The sequence below is a fragment of the Streptococcus ruminicola genome (assembly GCF_011387195.1).
GTDB lineage: Bacteria > Bacillota > Bacilli > Lactobacillales > Streptococcaceae > Streptococcus > Streptococcus ruminicola.
The window spans coordinates 19986-41747 of the sequence record NZ_CP046919.1; the positions used below are offsets into that span (position 1 = coordinate 19986).

The window sequence follows — 21762 nt, forward strand, 5'->3', positions numbered from 1 at the left end:
GCTTACAAACGATTTTCGTGCGGTTGCACAGGATGTGCATTTAGTCAACGTTCATATTTTATCATGTTAGACTAATTAAAGCAAGGAATATGCTAGCTTTTTTTAATGATAGTACGTTTTCATTTTTTATTTTTTGTCAAAGGATACTTTCACTAATCCCAAAACAGCTTTTTTAGTCAATTTTTCGATAGCATCAATATCAATCTGCTTAGTATTTGCCATCATTTGATAGGTCTCACTACCTTCATGGTAATAATAGGCTGTGATGTGAAAACCATTTTTCTCATAAAAACGCACGCGCTTCAAACGTTGATCAAAATTATCAGCTTTTTCGTCCATAGGCTCAATTGCCAAAACGACTGGACGATTCCCAGCTAAATCTTTAACATCTTGCAAAATAGCTGAGCCGTAACCACGAGAACGAATGTTAGGGTTAACAGCTAAGAAAAATAAATAAACCACAGCTTCATTTTGTAAAATGTAAGCTAAACCGACAAAATCATCGCCATCATAATAAGCATAAAAATCTGCTAAGTCACGATAAGCCGTCAGCAACAACGGCAAATACGGTGCACGTTCAACAGCTGGAAAAGCTGATAAGTATAAGTTTTTGACATCACGGGAACTTTTTGAAAAAAGTTTCACCTCTTGACGTTTTAATTCCATTGTAAATTCACCAATTCATTCATTTCTTGATAGGCAGTATCGACTTTCTCTTGCATACTGGCATCAAGTTTGTCGCGGTATTTACCACCTTTTATAAAGTCTTCTAAAATAAGCGTACGATAATCTGAAAGAACAAACCCTTCTGACCCTGTCACGCCCTTGCTCCATACCCAAACCATTGTTGGGTGAGCTGCGACAGTTTTAATTTTCGTTTTATGATTTTTCTTTTCAAATGTCACATCCATCAAAAGACCACGTTCTGTCCAAATGTCATCAACCGTTTCTAAACGTTGATTAGAAATAAAATTTCCCATTGAATAGATAATAAATTTCTTTTCGCCGTCTTTTTCGACAGTTTCTGATGGTTCCACAACGTGAGGGTGTCCACCAAAGATAACATCTGCACCCCAATCGATCATCTTGTGATAAAGGGTTACTTGCTCTTGAGTTGGTTCGCGTTGGTATTCCACTCCCATTTGTGGCATGACAATTGTTACATCAGCTTTCTTTTCAGCTTCCTGAATTTCAGCTTTCATCTTGTCTTCATTTAAATCAGACATGTGCTTCTCATAATCCTCAGCTGACAAATTAGCTTCTAGTCCATTGTAAGCATAAGAATAACCTAAAATAGCAATTTTAATACCATTAACATTTTTAATTAAAATATCTTCTTTGTCTCGGTCTTTTTTGTAAACGCCAATGCTAGGCATTCCTAATTTATCAAAGGTTTTAACGGTATTAAGTGCACCTGAAAGACCAGAATCAAGGACATGGTTGTGAGCTAAATCGACAACATCATAACCTGTGTCTTTCATAGCATCAGCAATTTCACTCGGTGCATTGAATAAAGGATAGCCAGCTAAAGGATAATCTGGACTAATCGTTCCTTCATAGTCACCAATTGCCAAATCTGCACTTGAAATCCAGTCTTTGGCATACTCAAAGAAAGGTTTAAAATCATAAGTCCCATCAGCCTGCTCAGCACTGCCATAAAGACCATTATGGATAAGAATATCACCATTTGCCATGACACGCGCTGTTTTGACTTTACTTGACTGAGCTTTTGATTGCTGAGTCTTGTCACTTGGACTAGCTTTCTCAAATAGTAAGCCATAAAATGCTGCACCTAATAAGCTTAGCAATATGAATGCCAAGCAAGCCAACGTTGTCTTTTTATAAATTATCCTATCTAACATCCTTAATCACACCTCCATGCGACTATTATATCATTTTATGATTAGGCTTTCAGGATTTAACTGGTAAGAAAAAAACTGCCCTAAAGGCAGTTTCTATCTATTATAGTAAGTCATCGATTAAGTCATCGACTTCATCATGTTCTGCTTGTGGTGTGATTGTTGTCACTTTAATTCCTGCAACAGCACGTTCAACAAGTCCTTCAACGTCCATACGTTTTTCGTATTGTTCAACATTTTTGATTTTTGGATTTGTTTTTGGACGATCTGGCGCAAAGATAGTACAGCAATCTTCAAATGGTTGAATTGAAATATCAAAAGTATCGATTTTTTGTGCAATATCAATGATTTCCAATTTATCCATTGTGACAACTGGACGAATAATTGGCGTTGCAGTTACGGCATTAATGGCACGCATACTTTCAAGCGTTTGACTAGCCACTTGTCCAAGACTTTCACCATTGATGATAACCAAGCCATTACGTTCTTCACGAATGCGATCTGTAATACGCATCATGAAACGACGTGTCAAAGTCATCAAGTAAGCTTCTGGCGCTTTTTCTTTGATTTCTTCTTGGATTTCCGTAAATGGTACTTCGATGAAATCAATGTTACCACCGAATTTTGTCAATTTACGTGTTAAATCTTGAGCTTTTTTAAGAGCACCAGGACTAGTATATGGTGGGCTAGCAAAGTGGACAGCTTCAATATCAACCCCGCGTTTAAGAGCAAGGTAACCTGCAACAGGTGAATCAATACCACCTGATAACATCAACATTCCGCGTCCAGCTGTTCCAACAGGAAGTCCTCCAGCACCTTTGATATTTTCATATGAAAGGTAGGCAGCTTCTTCACGAATTTCAACTTTAAGATTGACATCCGGCCCTTTCATTTGCGCTTGAATGTTAGGCAAAACTTCAAAGACAGCTGAACCAAGGTATTGATTCAATTCACGGCTATCCATCTCAAAGTTGTGGTCGCTACGTTTACTTGTGATTTTAAATGTCAAACCTTCATGATAAACGTCAGTCATCACATCTTGAACAGCTTTTTTAATCGTTTCTAGATTTTTTTCAACCTTGTATGATGGTGAAAATGCTTGAATCCCGAAAATTTGTTTTAATGATTCCGCAACGGGAACATAGTCAGTACCATTTAAGAAAATGTGAGCGCGATCGCGGTCAGCCACAACACGGACATCTGGATAAATTGAAAGAACGTGTTTCATGTTACGTTTCAATTTATTGATGAAACGCATGCGGTTCTTTCCTTTAGTTGATAATTCGCCGTAGCGAACCATAATTTCTGAGTATTGCATAGTTTTCTAAAGAGAAAATCTCTTTATCCTTTCTTATTAATTATCTTACTTTTTGTGTTTTTTCGTAGACTTGTTTGAAAATTGTTAGGAATTGTTCAACTTGTCCCATATCATTGTCATCATCGAGACTAATGCGAACAGCTGACTGCGCTAGTTTTGTAGGGACTCCCATGGCAATCAATGTTCCTGCAGGTTTTCCTGCTTTTGATGAACAAGCTGATGTTGTTGAAATATAGATTTCATGTTCTTCAAAGGCATGAACTACTACTTCTCCACGTACACCTTTGATACCAAACGTTAAGATGTTTGGGGCAAAAGTATCATCTTTACCAGAGAAAATAACGATATCTTTGTGCTTAGCTAATTCGTCATAAATGATTTCTTTCATTTTGGCGATTTTTGGAAGGGCGTAAGCTTCTTTGTCAGTAACCAAGCGAAGAGCTTTCGCTGTCGCAGCAATCCCTGCAACATTTTCAGTAGTTGAGCGAAGGTCACCTTCTTGCCCACCACCGGCTAGCAATGGATTTAATTTCTTGCCTTCTTTTTTGTAAATGAATCCGACACCACGAACACTGTGGAATTTGTGACCAGAAAAACTTGCAAAGTCAACACGGTCTGTCAAATAATCAGCTGCTGGAATTTTACCGATAGCTTGAACAGCATCCACGTGGAATGAAATTCCTGGTTTATCAGATAGTAATTCTGAGATGGCTTTAATTGGTTGGATAGAACCAATTTCATTATTAACTGCCATGATTGAGACCAAAGTTGTATCTGGGCGCAAAAGCTCTGCTAATTTATCAACATCAACAAAACCTTTTTCATCAACTGGCGCATAAGACACTTCAAAACCGTGTTCGCCAAGCCATTTTGCAGATTCTTTGACAGCTGGGTGTTCGATATCTGATACGATGATGTGTTTTCCGTAGCGTTCTTTTTCAAATGCGACACCTTTAAGACCCCAGTTGTCTCCTTCAGTACCACCAGAAGTGAAAATAATTTCATCACTTTTAACGCCAAGCAAGCCAGCGATTTGCTTACGGCTTGCCTCTAGAATACGACTAGCTTTTGTTCCTAGATTGTGCAAACTTGATGGATTTCCATAAATTTTACTTGCCACTTCCTGATAAGTGCGCAAAACTTCAGGATAGGGAATTGTAGTGGCAGAGTTATCAAAGTAAATCATTTTTTCTTCCTTCACAAAAAAATCAATACTACCATTATAACACAGTCTCTCATAAGTGTGAAAGCTTTAATCTTAAGTTTTTTAAGCCTATTTTTAAGAAAATGACCTAAAATATTTCTTAAAAGAGTCCTATCTCTTACTGGACATTTAAAATGAAAAAACTATAATAGAATCATACGCGAAAAAGGAGTTAAAAATGTCTCAACATTATTCTAGACGTCAAAAATCATCAAAAAAAGATAAGGAACAAGCCCCATCAAAGCACATTAAAAAAGGTTTCTCAGCCTTTCAAAAAACAATTGCTCTTATTGGGTCTATCCTTAGTATTATCGTAGCAAGTATCACTATCACAAACGCCTTAAAAGGCTCATCAAGTCAAAAGCCAACTGACAAATCAACGACAACTGTTGTGATTAAAGAAGGTAACAAAAGCAATAACAGTAAAACTGATACTTCTGCGTCAACAACATATTCAAGTTCTGCTGCTAACAACAGTGTTTACAATAGTGACACTAATAGCAACAATGCAACTTATGACTCTAGCTCAGATTCTACAACTTACAGTTCAAGTGCTGATACAACACAAGACAACACTCAAACAAGTTCTCAAGCGACATCTGATACTACTGCAGGAAGTGCTACTGAAACAAATCAATAAAATCAAAGAGGAATGGGACGATAAAATTCCTTATCATCCCACCTCTTTTTTACTAGGTAAAATAAACTCATGACTTATATTGACACGCTAAATTGGATTCACTCTCACAAAGCTAATGGTCGCCGACCAAGTTTAGAGCGCATGCGCCATCTCCTTAACTTACTTGATAACCCGCAAAATAAATTTCCAGCTGTTCACATTGTGGGAACTAACGGCAAAGGCTCTACAACTAGTTTTCTCCAACATATCTTAACAGCATCAGGTTATAAAACAGGTACCTTCACATCTCCTTTTATCACGCGCTTTAATGAACGTATCGCTATCGATAGCAAAGAAATTTCTGATAGCGATCTGGTTAAAACAGCACAGGCAATTAAACCTATCGTAGATAGCAATGACTTTCAAGAAAAAGTTGGTAAGGTAACAGAATTTGAACTTGTCACAGCTCTTATGTTCTATTACTTTGCAACTATCAATCCTGTCGACGTCGCCGTTATTGAAGCTGGTATTGGTGGTACTTTTGACTCAACCAATGTCTTTACAGCGAAAGCAGTTATCTGCCCATCAATCAGTATCGACCACCAAGAAACACTGGGGAAAACTCTTACTGAAATTGCTGGTCATAAAGCTGGTGTTTTAAATCCTCACGTTCCTTTTATTTTTGGTCAAATGACACCAGAGGTCCAAAAAGTATTTCATCAAAAAGCTAAGGAGCTCGATTGTCCGACATATGAACTAGATAAAGAGTTCTCAATCAGAGAAAATGGTGAAAGCTTTGATTTTTATTATAAAGATATAAGCATTGCAAACATCACTTTATCAATGCTTGGTCATCATCAACGAACTAATGCCTCGTTAGCTGCTATGGCTGCTATCATTCTTAAATCGTATTTCAAAAATATTACTAAAACAACTATCAAAAATGGCTTAGAAAATACGGTTTGGGCTGGGCGTTGTGAGTTGATGCGACCAAACCTCATGTTAGATGGTGCACATAACGAAGATTCGATTGCAAAATTAGTCGACGTGCTAAAAAAAGACTTTTCAAATCGCAACATTCACATCCTCTTTGCAGGATTAGGGCGTAAGCCTTTGACACAAATGCTCGAAGAACTATCTGCATACGACTTAGCAGTGACCAGTTTTGATTTCTATCAAGCACAAGCCTTGTCAGATTATCCTGAAAAATACACCAAAATTTCTGACTATAAAGACTGGCTAAAGAAAGCTGAACAAAGACCCGAAGATTTCTTTGTTGTCACTGGTTCGCTTTACTTCATCTCAGAAGTTCGCAACTTTTTACTCAACCAATAATCCCACCTGATTTTCAGATGGGATTTCTTTTTGATTAGTTTAGACTTTCAGCAAATTTACGTTTGATAAAGTTGGCTGAATTTTCAAGTTTAGCTTCTTCGTCAGCTGGCAAAGTTAATTTTACTTGCTCGATAATACCTTCTCGTCCAACAATAGCTGGATAGCTAAGGTAAGTATCTAGCGGTTCATAGTAATTAGAAACCGGTAATTCTTCATGGCTATCTGAAACAACTGCAATCGCCAAACGAATAGCTGCACTTGCAATCCCATAGCTTGTGTATTTTTTACCATAAAAGACCGTATGTCCACCAATCATGGCTTCATGTGCGATTTCCTCAAGCGTCGCTTGGTCTGTAAAGTTAGAAATTGGTTGTCCTTTGACACGAACTTGACTCCAAGCCGTAAATTGTGAATTTCCATGTTCGCCAAGGTTATAACCGTAAACGCTACGCGCATCAACACCAAAACGTTCTGCAACGGCACGTTTCATACGAGCAGTATCTAGCAAAGTACCTGTACCAATAACACGTTCCTTTGGAAGACCTGAGTAGTGTTGATAGAGACTAGTAATGACATCAACTGGATTTGAAATAGCTACAATAATCCCTTTAAATCCAACCTCTTTTAGCTTTTTAGCAACCAAAGGCACTTCTTTTGCTGTAAAAGGTAACTCCGCAAAACGGTCTGCATTTGGATTATCTTGAAGTTTGATATTTCCTAGAGCTGAGATAACCACATCGGCATCAGCTAAAGCTTCATAATCATTAAGCACAATATTGGCATGTTGATTTAGATTCGCTGCAGCATCACGGAAATCAACCGCATCTGCGGTAACTTTTTTCTCATTGGTATCAATTAAGACATAATCATCAAAAGCCCCTTGAGCAATCAGTCCGTGAGCAACAGTTGAGCCAACATGACCCATTCCAATAATTCCAACCTTACGTGACATAAAACAACCTCCTTATAAAGTTATCAATCATTATAGACCTTTACCTCTAAAAATACGAAAAAAACCTAACAAGAAATGTTAGGTTACAATTACTATTTCAAAAGGTCTTGTAAAGGACCAAAAATAATTTTTTCAAGGTCTGCTACATAAACTGACAATGATTGTTGAGCACCAAGATAAGCTTTAAGAACTGGATTTGCTTCGATTTTAGCACCCAATTCTTGCATTTTAGTTTGTTCATCACCAGTCGGCATTTGACCTGATTGCAATTTGGCATAAAGACCTTGTTGGAATTCAGTGAATTCTTTAAACAAAGCTTTTGCTTCTTCGTCAGCATCAATCGCAGCACGGCATTCTTGTGCTTTTTTGTATTCAGGAAGAACACGGATTTCGCGTTCTAGTTCATTTGCTAAATCATAAATGTTTGCCATGATATTTCTCCTTAATTAATATGAATGTTATAGTCAGTTTTTTCACTAATAACTGTTTTAGCATGTTCCAAATCTTTAACATTTTTAAATGAAATTTGTAAAATCCCATTAATATCTTCGCGGTTTTCTTCATTGACATGAATATTAACCAAAGATGTTCCGCGAAGCAATTCCAAGATTTTCAAAATAACATCTTCTTCATCGGGAACATCGATGAAAAGATCAAAGGCACTTTCCACGCCACCGCGTTTGTGAATCTGCATTTCTTTACGCGTTTCTTTAGCATGATTGAAGTAATTCCAAATCGCATCACCATCACCTTGTAAAATGAGTTTTTTGACCTCATCGAGTCTATCCTTGAAATCATCAATGCGATTAGCAACAGCTTCTTTATTGGTCAAGAGAATACTGGTCCACATGCCTGGTTCACTTTCAGCAATACGTGTCATATCGCGAAAAGCACCCGCCGCAAAATGATTAGCCATTTCATGCTCTGCTGCATAATCACCAGCCTGCTCCATCAAACTTGCTGCAAGGACATGTGGGAAATGTGAAATTTGACTCGTTACGCGGTCATGCTCTGCCGCATCAATTTCAATATAACGCGCATGAAGCCCAGATAAAATTTCCTTGAGTTCATCAATCGTTCCTGCTGTCGTTAAAGAAGATGGAGTAAAAATGTAATACGCATTTTCAAATAAATTCACATCGGCGGCAATTGCCCCTGACTTGTGAGAACCTGCCATTGGATGTGAGCCGACAAAGCGAACACCTTTACCAGCCAAGTATTTTTCTCCCGCCTCAACAATATCACGTTTCGTTGAACCGGCATCCGTAATAATCACATTCTCTTTCAAGTTCATTTCAGAAAGCGTCTTAATAAACTCAATGGTCTGTTTAATCGGAACTGCCAAAATAATCACATCTGCTAGAGGTGCAAATTCTTTAAAATCTGCTGTCGCTTCATCAACAATCCCACGCTCGAGTGCAACATTTCGTGATTTGTCAGAACGATTGTATCCTAAAATTTTGTAATCTGGGTGGTCGCGCTTAATTCCTAAGGCAAGAGATCCCCCAATCAAACCTAAACCTGCAACGTAAATCACTTTATTTTCCATAGTTTCTCCATTTCCGGATAACAATACCTTATAGAAAGAAGCTGAGCACTTTTGTCTCAGCTTCTGTCAACTGTTTATGCATTAAAAATGTTTGACATAATCACGATGACGAGCGACAGCTTCTTTTAATTCTTCGAGATTGTCAGAAGAGAATTTTTCAAGAATCTCATCAGCCACAACTGTTGCCACAACTGCTTCCATAACAACACCTGCTGCTGGAAGAGCCGTTGGATCTGAACGTTCGACAGTTGCTTTATAAGGCTCGTGAGTTTCAATATCAACTGACATCAAAGGTTTATAAAGCGTTGGGATAGGTTTCATGACACCACGCACAACAATTGGTTGACCGTTTGTCATACCACCTTCAAAACCACCAAGATTATTCGTACGGCGTGTGTATCCTTCTTCTTCGTTCCAGAGGATTTCATCCATTACTTGGCTACCTTTAAGGTAACCATCTTTGAAACCAAGTCCAAACTCAACACCTTTGAAGGCATTAATTGAAACAACGGCACCAGCAATCTTAGCATCAAGTTTCTTATCCCATTGCACATAAGAACCAAGTCCAACAGGAACACCACCAACAACTGTTTCGACAACACCACCAATGGTATCTCCATCTTTTTTGATTTGGTCAATATAATCTTTGATTTCTTGTTCACGTTCTTGGTTAACAATTGACACTTCTGATTGGCTAGCTAATTCTTTAATTTGTGACACAGTGAGTCCTTCTGGAACATCAACTTCTTTACCGCCAAAGACCACAACGTGGTTAGCAATTTCAATGTCCAACTCAGCCAAAATACGTTTTGCCACAGCACCAACTGCCACACGCATTGTTGTTTCACGCGCAGAAGAACGTTCGAGAGAATTACGCAAATCTTCAAAGCGATATTTCATTCCACCTACAAGGTCAGCATGACCAGGACGTGGATGAGTGATTTTACGTTTTGTTTTAAGAGCATCATCAATATCTTCAACAGCCATAATGTCTAACCATTTTTCGTGGTCTTTATTGATAACGTTAAGAGTAATTGGAGCTCCTGTTGTTTTTCCATGACGCACGCCAGATGTTATTTCAACCTTATCTGACTCAATTTTCATACGTCCGCCACGACCGTAACCGCCTTGGCGACGTTTCAAATCAACATTAATATCTTCGGCAGTTAAAGGAAGTCCCGCAGGAACTCCTTCAATAATAGCCGTTAAACGCGGTCCGTGAGATTCACCAGCTGTCAAATATCTCATATTATTTCTCCAAATACTCTTTCATCTTTTCAAGGGGGATCTGATTAATCGCTGCGCTACCAAGCTCTGGCACGAGAACGGCCTTAATCATTTTGCCACGAGCTTTTTTGTCATGTACTAAAGCTCCGTAAAGCACCTCAACATCCCATGGTTGGTAGTCTGTTGGTAAACCAAATTTTTGGCACATTTCAAAAATCTCTTTAGTGATACCTTTAGGCATTAAACCTTTTGCTTCGGCAACACGAGAAATTTGTACCATACCAATGGCAACAGCTTCACCATGCATCACTTTACCATAGCCTGCAGTTGCTTCAACAGCATGACCAATAGTGTGACCAAAGTTAAGATAAAGACGAACACCATTATCAAGTTCATCTTCTACAACAACTTTACGTTTTACATTACATGAGCGATAGATAATGCTTTCTGCATGTTTTAAAATACTTTCAGGCGAACCATCCATAGCAGAAAGTTCGTTCCAAAGTTCAACGTCTTCAATCAAACCATACTTGATAACTTCCCCCATACCTTCAATGAGTTCTCGTTTTCCAAGCGTTTGAAGGGTTTCAGGATCGATTAAAACACCATCTGGTTGCGTAAATGTTCCAACCATATTTTTAGCAAATGGTGTATTAACACCTGTTTTACCACCAATTGATGAATCCACTTGAGCCGTTAGACTCGTCGGAATTTGCAAGAAATGAATTCCGCGCATATAAGTAGACGCTACGAAACCAGCTAAATCTCCAACGACACCTCCGCCAAGCGCAACGATTCCATCGCTACGTGTCATACCATTTTTAACCAAAAATTCATATGCTTTATTGACTGTTTGAAGATTTTTTGATGCTTCACCTTCTAGAAAATCAAAAACAATCACTTCAAAGCCAGCGTTTTCAATGCTAAGCTTAACTTTTTCAGCATACAAACTTCCAACATGGTTATCTGTAATAAGGGCGATTTTTTGAGGTTGCCAAAGTGATTTTACCCAATCACCGGCTTTAGCTAAGACACCTTTTTCAATCACAATATCATAAGGTGTTTGTGGGAGATTAACATTCAATTTCATTAGCGTCACCTATTTTTTATCCTATTTTGTATTGTACTTTTCTTCCAAAGCTGACCAAATCTCAGCCGTTGGCATAGTCTCACCAGTCCAGATTTCAAAAGCTTCTGCTGCTTGGAATAACAACATACCCAAGCCATTAAGCGCTTTGAGACCTTTGCTTCGAGCTAATTTCAAGAATGGTGTTTCAAATGGTTGATAAATTGTATCAGCAACCAAAAGACCTTCAGGAAACTCAAAGTCTTCTGTGATAATCATTGATTTACCATCCATTCCAACACTTGTCGCATTGACAAAAAGTTGTGATTCTAACACTTTTTCTTGAATTGTCTTCAAATCTTCGACTGGATAAACAGTAATAGATACACCAGTTTTATCAGAAAGTTCCTGTGCTTTTTGACGTGTCGCATCCAAGAACTGTATCTGATTGAAAATGTTAATATGACCTGCTCCATTAAGAGCTGCTTGGGCAATAAGAGCTGTCGCAGCTCCACCACCACCAAGAATAGTCATTGTCTTGCCTTTAACATCAAAATCAGCAAAAGTTGAAAGGCTTCTAAAGAAACCAATACCATCAGTATTGTGGCCAACCAACTTGCCGTCACGATTAATAACAGTATTAACCGCACCAATCAAGGCAGCAGAGTCTGTCAACTCATCCATATAAGGCATGACTTTTTGTTTGTATGGCATTGAAATATTCACACCAAACATGTCATAACGTTTAACATTTTCCAAAGTAACCGCTAGGTCTTCCTCAGGAATATCCCAGGCAACATAAACACCATTTACACCTGTTTTATCAAAAGCGTAATTGTGAATAAATGGTGAAATAGAGTGTTTAATCGGTGTTGCCACGACAGCGGCTAAGCGAGTGTATCCATCAATCTGCATCAAGTACCTCCCTAATACGTTTCATATCAGCAAGAGCAACCTGTCCAGGTGCACTTGCTTGGTCTAGGCTTGCAAATGACCATGATGAGCCGAATACATCAACAGCAAAACGTGAAACACGTCCAAGTTTGCCCATTGACATAGTCGCATACTCTTGTTCAGGATTTAGTGTTTTAAATCCACGAGTGTAGTTCATCAAGTCAATAACATCTTGTTCACTTTGGGGCATAACAGCAACCTTAACTACACGAGGAGCTAGGGCTGTTAATTCAGAAAATGATTCCATCAAGTTTTCAGGAGTCTCTTCAAAATTATGATAAGACAAAACTAGATTTGGAAACTCTAACATTTGTTGAAAGGCTTCTTTATGTGAAAAATATTCAAAATCGATATAATCTGGGTGGTAAATAGCATTAATATTTTTCAAAAGCTCAACGTATTCGTCATCAGATAAGTTAAGATTACCACCTTCTTTATCTGTGCGAATGGTAAAAATAATTTCTCTGCCAGAAAATTTTTCAAAGATAGCTGGCGCAACTGTCATGATATCTTCTTTGGCTAGGTAATCAGCTCGCCATTCAATGATATCCACATCTTCAAATCTCGAAATATCAATCGACTGCGCCTCTTCTAAATCTTTCGGCATAATAGGTACTACTATTTTCATTTTTCAACCTTTATTGTAAATACTTTCAAATAATTACTGCTCATATCTGCCTTGTTAATAGTGAAATCACTTGGCAATTGTTGCAAGCGAATATATTCATGCTTAACAGAAGCAAATCCTTTTTCCAATTGTTTCTTAAACTGTGCCACAGTCAAATTAGCTGCATTTGTAGAAGCAATGATTGTGCCATCATCTGATAAAACTTCTAGTGCTTGACTAATGAGACGGTGATAGTCTTTAGCAACTGAAAATGTTTGTTTTTTATTACGAGCAAAACTTGGTGGATCGATAACAATCAAATCAAAAGTCAAGTTTTTACGTTTAGCGTATTTGAAATATTCAAAAACGTCCATGACCACAAAATGATGATTTGTCACATCAAGGCCATTGGCTTCAAAATGCGCTTGAGACAGTTCACGAGAACGTTTAGCTAAGTCTACAGAAGTTGTTTCAATCGCACCACCCATAGCTGCTGCAACTGAGAAAGCTGCTGTGTAAGAAAACATGTTTAGAACACGTTTTCCAAGACCTAGTTCATTAATTAAAGCATCACGGACTTCATGTTGATCTAAAAAGATACCTGTCATCAGACCATCATTCATGAAAACACTGTATTTGACACCATTTTCCAAAATGGTAAAGGTTTCAGGTGCTTCTTGACCATAAATGTGAGCTGACTCATAATCAAGTCCTTTAAAGCGAATTTTTTCATATCCGCCTTTAACCGCAGGATAAACTTTTTGAAAGGCTTTAACAATGATATCACGATACTGATAAACAAAAGTGTTGTACCAAGAAAATACAACAAAATCAGCATAACGATCTATCGTCACACCACCGAAATTATCGCCATCTTGATTAAACAATCGATAAGCTGTTGTCAAATCAGAGTTTTCAAAGTGTTGACGCTTCTGCTTAGCCTTACTAAACAAGCTTTCAAAATAAGACTCTGTCAAATCAACCATGCCATTTCCTAAGAACCAACCAATCCCTTTATTTTGACGAGATAGGTAAGCTGTTCCTAAAAACTGACGTGAGTGATTATAAAGAGCAACTAACTGATTATCTAAATCAAGTTGATGAAAATCTTTTCCATCCAAAAGTTGAATACCACGCTTAATTTTCTTTTCAACGAAAGAATCCACGTATAGTTTGTTCATGAAGCCTATTATATCAAAAATTCAGAATTTTTCCCACTAAATTTTATATTTCACAGGCATAAGAAGCAACTTTTTACGCCTAAACAAGGGGATTATATTAAAGATTAGACGAGCAAACTAGATAACTGAGTTATTTTTGAGTCTAATACACTAAAAATAGTGGTCGCTTAGCCGAAATTTTGCCTCAATATGCACTACGGTTCTTTGTACTAAAAATTTCATCTTTATGATATAATGGGAACTGAGATTTTATCTTTAGGAAAAAAAGAATAAAGGAAGTTCCTACAGTGAAAAAAATGAAACAAATTATCTCTCACGTGGTTAATACACGTTTGGGATTTATTTTGACACTTTTGGCCTTATATTGGCTTAAAACTATGTGGGCTTATCACGTTGACTTTAGTCTTGGACTAGAGAATCCGTATCAACTTTTATTATCAATTATCAATCCTATTCCTCTCGGATTGCTTCTACTCGGGTTAAGCCTCTATATTAAGAGAACACGTGTTTTTTATATCGTTAGTTGGATTATTTACACAATATTAAATATTCTACTTATTTCTAACGCGATTTATTTCCGTGAATTTTCGGACTTCATTACTGTAAGTGCTATGCTAGCAAGTAGTAAAGTTTCTGCTGGTCTTGGTGACTCAGCCCTTAACTTACTGCGTGTTTGGGATATTATTTACATTATTGATTATATCGTTCTACTTGCACTATTTGCTACTAAGAAAATAAAAGTTGATAATCGTCCATTTAACAAACGCGCAAGCTTTGCTATTACGGCCTTATCAACTCTATTCTTTTCAATTAACCTTTTCATGGCCGAAATTGATCGACCTGAATTGTTAACTCGTGGTTTTTCAAATGTTTATGTGGTTAGAGCGCTTGGCTTGCCGTCATTTACAGCCTATAGTGCTAATCAAACCTATCAAACAGAAAAAGTTCGTAGCGAAGCCACCGCTTCTGACCTAAAAGAAGCAAAAAAATATGTTTCAGAGCATTATGCAGCACCAAATTCAAAATATTTTGGTATTGCTAAAGGACGAAACGTCATTGTTATCCACTTAGAAAGTTTCCAACAATTTTTGATTGATTACCATTTGCAAGTTGACGGAAAATCATATGAAGTCACTCCGTTCTTGAACTCGCTATATCACTCAAATTCAACTCTAGCTTTCTCAAACTTCTTCCACCAAGTTAAAGCTGGTAAAACATCTGATGCTGAAACCTTGATGGAAACGTCATTATTTGGTCTTAGCAGTGGTTCATACCTTGTTAATTACGGTGGAACAAATACTGCTTACGCTGCCCCATCAATTCTCGGACAAACTGGTGATTACACAAGCGCCGTTTTCCACGGTAATGTCGGTACCTTCTGGAACCGTAACAATGCCTATAAACAATGGGGTTACAATTACTTCTTTGATTCATCATATTTCACAAAACAAAACAGTGAAAACTCATTCCAATATGGATTGAATGATAAATACATGTTTGCTGACTCAATTAAATACCTTGAGCACATGCAACAACCTTTCTATACTAAGTTTATTACTGTAAGTAACCACTACCCATACACAAGTTTAGCTGGTAATTCTGATGAAGAAGGTTTCCCATTAGCTAAAACCGATGATGAAACAATCAACGGTTACTTCGCAACTGCTAACTACTTAGATTCTGCCGTCAAAGCTTTCTTTGATTATTTGAAAGAATGTGGTTTATATGATAATTCGATTATCGTCCTCTACGGTGACCACTACGGTATCTCAAACTCAAGAAACACTGATTTGGCGCCACTTCTTGGAAAAGATTCTGAAACATGGACTGGTTATGATAACGCCATGTTACAACGTGTTCCTTACATGATTCATATTCCAGGATTTACTGAAGGACACATCAGCAACACCTTTGGTGGTGAAGTTGATAACTTACCAACGCTTCTACACTTGTTAGGTATCGATACAAGCAACTACGTTCAACTCGGACAAGACTTGCTTTCTAGCGATAATAAACAAATCGTAGCCTTTAGAACATCAGGCGATTATGTGACACCAACTTATACAAGTTATAGCGGCCGTCTCTACTACACTGACTCTGGTCAAGAAATTACAAACCCTGACGAAAACACTCAAGCAGCAACTAAAGCTATTCGCGATGCTGTTGCTAAACAACTTTCTGTCAGCGACGAAGTTCAAACTGGTGACCTACTTCGATTTGATAAGAATGGTCTAAAAGAAGTCGATAGTTCTTCAATTTCTTATACACATTCTCTTAAAACACTTAAATCAATCGAGAAAAAACGCGGTGATGAGTCAACTAGTCTATATAGCGAAAATGGCGACGAATCAACAGTCGATCTTTTCAAAGCACCAAGCTACATGCAACTTCACGAAAGTTCAAATAGCTCAAGCTCTGAATGAGTACTCATAATTAAAAAGTCTTGCTAGGTTTAGCAAGACTTTTTTTGATACCTTCATTTCTAAGTTTGGTAAATATTCATCGAAAGTACGGTGAATAAAGAACAATACTTTCATTGTACAACTAACTCTTAGGGTAGCCATTTTACTTCTCCTATCGCTCTAATTTCAGCACTAATCAAATTTTATACTAAATCTATAAATTATTGATATAGAACCATAAAGACAAAAAAAGACTAACCAAAGGTTAGCCTTTATTAATTCTTATTTACCAAGTTTAGCTTTAGCTGCATCTGCAAGAGCTGTGAAAGCTGCTGCATCGTTAACTGCTAAATCAGCAAGCATTTTACGGTTAACTTCGATTTCAGCCAATTTCAAACCGTGCATCAATTGTGAGTATGACAAACCGTTCATACGAGCTGCCGCATTGATACGAGTGATCCAAAGTTTACGGAAATCACGTTTTTTCTGACGACGGTCACGGTATGCATAGTAGTAAGAGTTCATTACTTGTTCTTTTGCAGTACGGAACAAGATATGTTTTGCACCATAGTAACCTTTAGCAAGTTTCAATACACGTTTACGACGTTTGCGTGATACAACGCCACCTTTAACACGAGCCATTTATATTCTCCTCCAAATAATTCTTAATAATATCGAGTAATTGCTTTAGTCTTATTTAAGACCTGAAAGCATTGCTTTAATACGTTTGAAATCTCCTGAGTGCACCATAGCTGCTTTACGAAGATGACGACGTTGTTTTTTAGTTTTACCGTGGAAACGGTGTGAAGTAAATGCGCGGAAGCGTTTCAATCCACCAGAACCTGTACGTTTGAAACGTTTAGCTGATGCGCGGTGAGTTTTTTGTTTTGGCATTTTAGAATTCTCCTCTTAAAATAGTTTAAAATTGACAATTATTTCTTGTCTGGAATTGGAGCAAGTTGCATGAACATTTGACGTCCATCCATTTTAGCTCTTTGCTCAATAATAGCAATATCTTGCGTTCTTTCTGCAAATTCCGCCAATACCTTTGCTCCAATTTCTTTGTGAGTAATCATACGACCTCTAAAGCGAATTGAGACTTTCACTTTGTTTCCTTTTTCAAGGAATTTACGGCCGTTACGAAGTTTAGTCTCGAAGTCACCTTTATCGATAACTGGGCTAAGACGAACTTCTTTAACAGTCACAACGCTTTGTTTTTTACGTTGTTCCTTACGTTTCTTTTGATACTCAAATTTGAACTTTCCGTAGTCCATAATTTTAGCAACAGGTGGCGTAGCTTGTGGCTGAATTAGAACCAAGTCAACATTAGCATCATCAGCAATAGCTTGTGCTTCTGACAATGGTTTAATTCCTAGTTGTTCACCATCAAGACCAACGAGACGAACTTCGCGAACGCGGATTTCATCGTTAATGAATAGATCTTTCTTAGCTATGATCTTCACCTCTTTATTTTTTTAGAGAAAAACGAAACGGACTTGATAAATCAAGCCCGCACACACGTAATATTCCATTCGGAATCTTTGACATGTTGGGCCAGACAACCGTAGTCGCAAGGCGAGAAGCTCTCACTTCTGCTTTTCTCATTGATTATATTCTATCATAGAGTCTAGTCCATGTCAATGATTTTTTCCGCTTTTTCTTGAATAAATTTCACAACACCGTCAATATCAACACCTGTTGTATCAAACGTGATGGCATCTTCTGCTGCTTTTAATGGTGAAACCTTACGGTGACTATCTTTATAATCACGTTCTGCGATTTCACGTTTAAGTGTTTCAAAGTCTGTTTCAATTCCTTTTTCTTGGTTTTCTTTGAATCGACGTTCTGCACGTTCTTCAACAGAAGCAATCAAAAAGATTTTAAGTTCAGCATCAGGTAAAACAACCGTACCAATATCACGACCATCCATAATGATGGCACCATTTTTAGCAATACGACGTTGTTGCTCAACAAGCTCTTTACGAACTTCTGGAATAGCAGCTACCCATGAGACATTATTTGTCACATCGTTTTGACGAATAGCAAGGGTAACATCTTTATCTCCAACAAAAACAGTCTGACTGCCATCTTCTGATCGACCAAATGAGACTGGGTTATTGGCCAATGCTTTTAAAATTTCTTCTACATTATCTTCTGTTAAATTATTTTGTAACGCTAAGTAAGTTGCTGAACGGTACATTGCTCCAGTATCAAGATAAGTATAGCCAAGATTTTTAGCAATAATCTTGGCTACTGTACTTTTACCACTTGAAGCAGGACCATCAATCGCAATTCTAATTGATTTCATGATTCCTTTTCTTCCTAATTAATGTGTACTTCATCTCCAGGATTTGCATACCAGTATCCTGAAGTCATGTGGTCAGGATTAAGTTCATAGAGTTTGTCAACTGAAATTCCTGCACGTGCAGCAATTGATGCCGCACCTTCACCAGACATAACTGTAATGGTATCCCCATTACCTTCACTTGATGACTCAGTTGTATCACTTGAACTAGCATCTGTAGATGCAGCTTCTGTTGATTCTTGTGAGCTTTCTGAACTTGTTGCTTCAGATGAAGAAACAACACTAGATGAAGCGCCATAAAAATTAGATGTTTCTGACGCTTTATCACCACCACGATTTGAAGTGTAAAAAACAACAAACAAAATCGCAACAACAATAACAAAGAAAACACTCAATAAAGCTGTCAACAAAGGTGTGCTGATAACCGAACCTTTTGTTTTACGGCTAATTCTGATTTCGTTGTCATCGACTACTTTTTCTTCCCATGGTTGTTTTGCCATAATGTCCCCTTGTTAAATATATCAATTCATATTACAATAATAATATGAAAGTATCAATAATTCCTGAAAAATGTATTGCCTGTGGCCTCTGCCAAACATACTCTAATCGATTCGATTACCATGATGATGGCATTGTAAAATTTGCTGATTCTGATTTATTAGAACAAACAGTTCCAGACTCAGACAAAGACACCCTTCTTGCTGTCAAATCTTGTCCAACCAAAGCTCTTACAATTTAGTAGGAGCTTTTTTGTTAGACTTATAAGCTTCAAAATAATCAAGTTTGATAAAATTATCCGTCAATTCAACTGTACCTCGAAAATCAGGATGAACAGCTAGAGCATCTAAGAAATACTTCTTAGGCCATTTGCGCATGTAAAAAATCCTATCTGCTTGATTTTTAATTTTTAAAACTAAACCAGATCTATTGACTTCAATTTTTTCAATCTGTGCAATCGCAACCCTTGATTTTTTAAATGGGTTAAGTGATACAATACGCAGTTTACCATCTTCTTCAATAACGAAATAACGATGGAATCCTAACCCTACCAAAACAATAAAGGCAGCAAATAAAACAAAGAATTGACTCGGTATTTTTGTCCGCTCGAATAATAATGACAAACCGATAAACATTGGAACCATTGCAATTGACCAATAAATAATTGACCAAGATAGTTCTGGTTGCCAATGGTATCGAATCTTTCCAAAGATTTTAATCATTGCGGTCCTCCATTTAGCTAATTCTAACAAATAAGGCTTAGATAAAGCTTAATTATTTTTGAACGATTCCAATAATGACATCCACTGCTTTTTCCATTGTTTGAAGGCTGACAAACTCAAAGCGTCCATGCATATTTTCTCCACCAGCAAATAAGTTTGGTGTTGGAATGCCCATAAATGAAATCTTAGAACCATCCGTTCCACCGCGAATTGGTTCAATAACCGGTTTAATGTCTAAATCTTCCATGACTTCTTTGGCCAATTCAACTGGAGTCATATCTTTTTCAATGACTTTCTTCATGTTGTAATATTGGTCGTTCACTGTGATAAGAACACAGTCTTTACCAAGTTCAGCGTTCATCTTATCAGCGATTTCTTGAACTAATTTTTTACGATTTTCAAATGATTCGTCTTCAAAATCACGGATAATATATGAACTATGTGCTTTTTCAACAGCACCTTCCATACCATGCAAGTGGAAGAACCCTTCATATCCTTCTGTTTTTTCTGGACGATCTGCTTCTGGTAATTGATTGTGGAAATCAATAGCTAATTGCAAAGCATTAATCATTTGGTTTTTAGCAGTACCAGGGTGAACATTACGTCCCATGAAATCAATCTCTAAACTTGCAGCGCTAAATGTTTCGTATTGAAGTTCGCCAAGTGGACCACCATCAACAGTGTAAGCAAAATCAACATTGAAATCATCAACGTCAAATTTATTAGCTCCAACACCAATTTCCTCATCTGGTCCAAAGCCGACACGAATTTCACCGTGTTTAATTTCAGGATGAGCAACCAAGTATTCAATCGCTGTCATGATTTCAGCAATTCCAGATTTATCATCTGAACCAAGAAGAGTTGTACCATCGGTTGTTACCAAAGTTTGTCCAAGGTAATTGTTCAAATTTGGAAACTCTTCTGGTGAAAGTGCATAGCCAGATTGACCAAGTTCAATAGAACCACCAGCATAATTTTCGATAATTTGTGGGCTGATTCCTTCTGCATTAAAATCAGCTGTATCCATGTGAGCAATAAAACCGATTTTACGTGTTTTAGTTGAATCGTTAGCTGGTAATGTACCAACAAGATAACCATTTGTTAGATAATGCACGTCTTGCAAACCAACAGACTCCATCTCAGGTTTCAAAACATTCAAAGCAAAATCGACTTGAGTTTGAGTCGATGGCGTTGTTGTACTATCTGGATTACTACGTGTATTAATCTTAACGTAGGTCAAAAAACGATTTAATAAGTTTTCGTAAGACATCTTTCACCTCTATTTTTCTCGTTAACTATTATATCACATAATCGGTTAAAAAAAACAACCCCAAGGGTTGTTTTTTAGGTCAGTTTCACTCAAAAATTAACAGATTTATTGCGAAACGTGATAGTATGCCTTGTTAGCTAAATCGCCTGAATTTATATCAGCTGACGAAATCACACGATCCTTTGAAACATCTGTTGGATCAGATTGACCATTCAAATAATCTGATGAAAAAGCCGTATTAGCTGGGACAATATACAACGTAACATTTGATCTTGCACCAGTCTGAACATCTAGTAGTAGAATACCATTTTGATCGATATCTAAAATATTAGGGGTCATTCCTTCGGTAGCTAATCCAGTGTTATTAAAGGTTAAAACATTTCCAGATGCATTTTGCCAATTTCCTGCCATCGTAGCATAGTCTGCTTTTAAAATAGCACCTGTATAAATGGGAGCAATCTCTTGTTCAACTTGTGTTGATGAAGCTTCAGTCGATGAAGGCTGACTTTCTAAAGAAACTGACGATGACGAAGCACTACTTTTACTTGAACTTGAAGATGTTACTTTAGTACTTGTTTTCGTTGCTGTTGAAGATTGTTTGCTATGATTATTGGTATGACTTGTACAAGCTGTCACCATGCAAAGTGACAAGACTAAAGCCAGAACAAGTTTTAAACTCTTTTTCATCGCTATT

At 37.4% G+C, this 21762-nt stretch carries 24 protein-coding genes and 2 other annotated features (1 of these 26 cut by a window edge); of the genes, 4 read left to right on the forward strand and 20 right to left on the reverse strand.

The window, feature by feature from the left end; translation table 11 throughout:
- Positions 1 to 35, reverse strand: a sequence feature (ribosomal protein L21 leader region); it reaches 41 nt to the left of the window's first position.
- 91 nt (positions 36 to 126) lie between these two features.
- The 4 genes from GPZ88_RS00130 to GPZ88_RS00145 all read right to left on the reverse strand — a co-directional run bounded on the left by GPZ88_RS00130 (position 127) and on the right by GPZ88_RS00145 (position 4363).
- Positions 127 to 666: a GNAT family N-acetyltransferase gene (locus tag GPZ88_RS00130; RefSeq protein WP_074602235.1), complete on the reverse strand. Its 540-nt coding sequence runs from the start codon at positions 664 to 666 to the stop codon at positions 127 to 129.
- Positions 657 to 1862: a CapA family protein gene (locus tag GPZ88_RS00135; RefSeq protein ID WP_166042849.1), complete on the reverse strand. Its 1206-nt coding sequence runs from the start codon at positions 1860 to 1862 to the stop codon at positions 657 to 659. The genes GPZ88_RS00130 and GPZ88_RS00135 overlap by 10 nt, the downstream gene beginning before the upstream one ends.
- Before the next feature lie 100 nt (positions 1863 to 1962).
- The gene (gene thiI, locus GPZ88_RS00140; RefSeq protein WP_074560412.1) at positions 1963 to 3177 is read right to left on the reverse strand and encodes a tRNA uracil 4-sulfurtransferase ThiI; all 1215 of its coding nucleotides are present in this window, start codon (positions 3175 to 3177) and stop codon (positions 1963 to 1965) included.
- Positions 3178 to 3217: 40 nt separating this feature from the next.
- Positions 3218 to 4363: a cysteine desulfurase family protein gene (locus GPZ88_RS00145; protein ID WP_166042851.1), complete on the reverse strand. Its 1146-nt coding sequence runs from the start codon at positions 4361 to 4363 to the stop codon at positions 3218 to 3220.
- A 196-nt stretch (positions 4364 to 4559) separates the two neighbouring features.
- On the opposite strand from GPZ88_RS00145, the gene GPZ88_RS00150 reads away from it, so the two are divergent.
- Positions 4560 to 5021: a DUF6556 family protein gene (locus GPZ88_RS00150; protein ID WP_039696708.1), complete on the forward strand. Its 462-nt coding sequence runs from the start codon at positions 4560 to 4562 to the stop codon at positions 5019 to 5021.
- A 69-nt stretch (positions 5022 to 5090) separates the two neighbouring features.
- Positions 5091 to 6335 carry a bifunctional folylpolyglutamate synthase/dihydrofolate synthase gene (locus GPZ88_RS00155; RefSeq protein WP_166042853.1) on the forward strand — a complete coding sequence of 415 codons (1245 nt, stop codon included), beginning with the start codon at positions 5091 to 5093 and terminating at the stop codon, positions 6333 to 6335.
- Positions 6336 to 6369: 34 nt separating this feature from the next.
- Here GPZ88_RS00155 and GPZ88_RS00160 read toward each other — a convergent pair whose 3' ends face one another.
- The 8 genes from GPZ88_RS00160 to GPZ88_RS00195 form a co-directional block, all read right to left on the reverse strand.
- Positions 6370 to 7287, reverse strand: a complete 918-nt coding sequence (locus GPZ88_RS00160; RefSeq protein WP_158914091.1) for an L-lactate dehydrogenase — start codon at positions 7285 to 7287, stop codon at positions 6370 to 6372.
- 92 nt (positions 7288 to 7379) lie between these two features.
- Positions 7380 to 7718, reverse strand: coding sequence for a YlbF/YmcA family competence regulator (locus GPZ88_RS00165; protein WP_020916975.1), 339 nt, complete (start codon positions 7716 to 7718; stop codon positions 7380 to 7382).
- An 11-nt stretch (positions 7719 to 7729) separates the two neighbouring features.
- Positions 7730 to 8836, reverse strand: coding sequence for a prephenate dehydrogenase (locus GPZ88_RS00170; protein ID WP_166042855.1), 1107 nt, complete (start codon positions 8834 to 8836; stop codon positions 7730 to 7732).
- An 81-nt stretch (positions 8837 to 8917) separates the two neighbouring features.
- A complete protein-coding gene (gene aroC, locus GPZ88_RS00175) occupies positions 8918 to 10084 on the reverse strand; it encodes a chorismate synthase (RefSeq protein WP_074602247.1) in 1167 nt (388 codons plus the stop codon).
- Position 10085: 1 nt separating this feature from the next.
- Positions 10086 to 11153, reverse strand: a complete 1068-nt coding sequence (aroB, locus tag GPZ88_RS00180; RefSeq protein WP_166042857.1) for a 3-dehydroquinate synthase — start codon at positions 11151 to 11153, stop codon at positions 10086 to 10088.
- A gap of 21 nt (positions 11154 to 11174) precedes the next feature.
- The gene (locus GPZ88_RS00185) at positions 11175 to 12044 is read right to left on the reverse strand and encodes a shikimate dehydrogenase (RefSeq protein WP_166042859.1); all 870 of its coding nucleotides are present in this window, start codon (positions 12042 to 12044) and stop codon (positions 11175 to 11177) included.
- Positions 12034 to 12711, reverse strand: coding sequence for a type I 3-dehydroquinate dehydratase (aroD, locus tag GPZ88_RS00190; RefSeq protein ID WP_006532529.1), 678 nt, complete (start codon positions 12709 to 12711; stop codon positions 12034 to 12036). Before aroD ends, GPZ88_RS00185 begins: the two co-directional genes overlap by 11 nt.
- Complete coding sequence (locus GPZ88_RS00195; RefSeq protein WP_158914097.1) at positions 12708 to 13871, reverse strand: class I SAM-dependent rRNA methyltransferase; 1164 nt, start codon at positions 13869 to 13871, stop codon at positions 12708 to 12710. Before GPZ88_RS00195 ends, aroD begins: the two co-directional genes overlap by 4 nt.
- Before the next feature lie 296 nt (positions 13872 to 14167).
- Between GPZ88_RS00195 and GPZ88_RS00200 the strand changes: the two genes are divergently transcribed.
- Positions 14168 to 16294 (forward strand): LTA synthase family protein, encoded by a 2127-nt coding sequence (locus GPZ88_RS00200; RefSeq protein ID WP_420825319.1) that lies wholly within the window; start codon positions 14168 to 14170, stop codon positions 16292 to 16294.
- 261 nt (positions 16295 to 16555) lie between these two features.
- Here GPZ88_RS00200 and rplT read toward each other — a convergent pair whose 3' ends face one another.
- The 5 genes from rplT to GPZ88_RS00225 form a co-directional block, all read right to left on the reverse strand.
- Complete coding sequence (gene rplT, locus GPZ88_RS00205) at positions 16556 to 16915, reverse strand: 50S ribosomal protein L20 (protein ID WP_000124839.1); 360 nt, start codon at positions 16913 to 16915, stop codon at positions 16556 to 16558.
- A 51-nt stretch (positions 16916 to 16966) separates the two neighbouring features.
- Positions 16967 to 17167: a 50S ribosomal protein L35 gene (gene rpmI, locus GPZ88_RS00210; protein WP_003065422.1), complete on the reverse strand. Its 201-nt coding sequence runs from the start codon at positions 17165 to 17167 to the stop codon at positions 16967 to 16969.
- 38 nt (positions 17168 to 17205) lie between these two features.
- Positions 17206 to 17736 carry a translation initiation factor IF-3 gene (infC, locus tag GPZ88_RS00215; RefSeq protein WP_003065423.1) on the reverse strand — a complete coding sequence of 177 codons (531 nt, stop codon included), beginning with the start codon at positions 17734 to 17736 and terminating at the stop codon, positions 17206 to 17208.
- Between the two features lie 13 nt (positions 17737 to 17749).
- Positions 17750 to 17877, reverse strand: a sequence feature (ribosomal protein L20 leader region).
- A 23-nt stretch (positions 17878 to 17900) separates the two neighbouring features.
- Positions 17901 to 18581: a (d)CMP kinase gene (cmk, locus tag GPZ88_RS00220; protein WP_166042863.1), complete on the reverse strand. Its 681-nt coding sequence runs from the start codon at positions 18579 to 18581 to the stop codon at positions 17901 to 17903.
- 14 nt (positions 18582 to 18595) lie between these two features.
- Entirely contained in the window at positions 18596 to 19078 is a 483-nt protein-coding gene (locus GPZ88_RS00225; protein WP_074560530.1) for an SAG1386/EF1546 family surface-associated protein, read from the reverse strand.
- A 44-nt stretch (positions 19079 to 19122) separates the two neighbouring features.
- On the opposite strand from GPZ88_RS00225, the gene GPZ88_RS00230 reads away from it, so the two are divergent.
- A complete protein-coding gene (locus GPZ88_RS00230; protein ID WP_006532537.1) occupies positions 19123 to 19317 on the forward strand; it encodes a ferredoxin in 195 nt (64 codons plus the stop codon).
- On the opposite strand, the gene GPZ88_RS00235 is transcribed toward GPZ88_RS00230, so the two are convergent.
- From GPZ88_RS00235 to GPZ88_RS00245, 3 genes are all read right to left on the reverse strand, one after another.
- Positions 19307 to 19798 carry an EbsA family protein gene (locus GPZ88_RS00235; RefSeq protein WP_074867929.1) on the reverse strand — a complete coding sequence of 164 codons (492 nt, stop codon included), beginning with the start codon at positions 19796 to 19798 and terminating at the stop codon, positions 19307 to 19309. The genes GPZ88_RS00230 and GPZ88_RS00235 overlap by 11 nt on opposite strands.
- A 52-nt stretch (positions 19799 to 19850) precedes the next feature.
- The gene (gene pepT, locus GPZ88_RS00240; protein WP_074964482.1) at positions 19851 to 21068 is read right to left on the reverse strand and encodes a peptidase T; all 1218 of its coding nucleotides are present in this window, start codon (positions 21066 to 21068) and stop codon (positions 19851 to 19853) included.
- 105 nt (positions 21069 to 21173) lie between these two features.
- Positions 21174 to 21755, reverse strand: coding sequence for a DUF6287 domain-containing protein (locus GPZ88_RS00245; protein WP_165937135.1), 582 nt, complete (start codon positions 21753 to 21755; stop codon positions 21174 to 21176).
- Positions 21756 to 21762 lie beyond the last annotated feature (7 nt).

Coding starts and splice junctions, on each gene's coding strand:
- GPZ88_RS00130 (WP_074602235.1), bottom strand. CDS start 666: ATGGAATTAAAACGTCAAGAGGTGAAACTTTTTTCAAAAAGTTCCCGT.
- GPZ88_RS00135 (WP_166042849.1), bottom strand. CDS start 1,862: ATGTTAGATAGGATAATTTATAAAAAGACAACGTTGGCTTGCTTGGCA.
- thiI (WP_074560412.1), bottom strand. CDS start 3,177: ATGCAATACTCAGAAATTATGGTTCGCTACGGCGAATTATCAACTAAA.
- GPZ88_RS00145 (WP_166042851.1), bottom strand. CDS start 4,363: ATGATTTACTTTGATAACTCTGCCACTACAATTCCCTATCCTGAAGTT.
- GPZ88_RS00150 (WP_039696708.1), top strand. CDS start 4,560: ATGTCTCAACATTATTCTAGACGTCAAAAATCATCAAAAAAAGATAAG.
- GPZ88_RS00155 (WP_166042853.1), top strand. CDS start 5,091: ATGACTTATATTGACACGCTAAATTGGATTCACTCTCACAAAGCTAAT.
- GPZ88_RS00160 (WP_158914091.1), bottom strand. CDS start 7,287: ATGTCACGTAAGGTTGGAATTATTGGAATGGGTCATGTTGGCTCAACT.
- GPZ88_RS00165 (WP_020916975.1), bottom strand. CDS start 7,718: ATGGCAAACATTTATGATTTAGCAAATGAACTAGAACGCGAAATCCGT.
- GPZ88_RS00170 (WP_166042855.1), bottom strand. CDS start 8,836: ATGGAAAATAAAGTGATTTACGTTGCAGGTTTAGGTTTGATTGGGGGA.
- aroC (WP_074602247.1), bottom strand. CDS start 10,084: ATGAGATATTTGACAGCTGGTGAATCTCACGGACCGCGTTTAACGGCT.
- aroB (WP_166042857.1), bottom strand. CDS start 11,153: ATGAAATTGAATGTTAATCTCCCACAAACACCTTATGATATTGTGATT.
- GPZ88_RS00185 (WP_166042859.1), bottom strand. CDS start 12,044: ATGCAGATTGATGGATACACTCGCTTAGCCGCTGTCGTGGCAACACCG.
- aroD (WP_006532529.1), bottom strand. CDS start 12,711: ATGAAAATAGTAGTACCTATTATGCCGAAAGATTTAGAAGAGGCGCAG.
- GPZ88_RS00195 (WP_158914097.1), bottom strand. CDS start 13,871: ATGAACAAACTATACGTGGATTCTTTCGTTGAAAAGAAAATTAAGCGT.
- GPZ88_RS00200 (WP_420825319.1), top strand. CDS start 14,168: ATGAAACAAATTATCTCTCACGTGGTTAATACACGTTTGGGATTTATT.
- rplT (WP_000124839.1), bottom strand. CDS start 16,915: ATGGCTCGTGTTAAAGGTGGCGTTGTATCACGCAAACGTCGTAAACGT.
- rpmI (WP_003065422.1), bottom strand. CDS start 17,167: ATGCCAAAACAAAAAACTCACCGCGCATCAGCTAAACGTTTCAAACGT.
- cmk (WP_166042863.1), bottom strand. CDS start 18,581: ATGAAATCAATTAGAATTGCGATTGATGGTCCTGCTTCAAGTGGTAAA.
- GPZ88_RS00225 (WP_074560530.1), bottom strand. CDS start 19,078: ATGGCAAAACAACCATGGGAAGAAAAAGTAGTCGATGACAACGAAATC.
- GPZ88_RS00230 (WP_006532537.1), top strand. CDS start 19,123: ATGAAAGTATCAATAATTCCTGAAAAATGTATTGCCTGTGGCCTCTGC.
- GPZ88_RS00235 (WP_074867929.1), bottom strand. CDS start 19,798: ATGATTAAAATCTTTGGAAAGATTCGATACCATTGGCAACCAGAACTA.
- pepT (WP_074964482.1), bottom strand. CDS start 21,068: ATGTCTTACGAAAACTTATTAAATCGTTTTTTGACCTACGTTAAGATT.
- GPZ88_RS00245 (WP_165937135.1), bottom strand. CDS start 21,755: ATGAAAAAGAGTTTAAAACTTGTTCTGGCTTTAGTCTTGTCACTTTGC.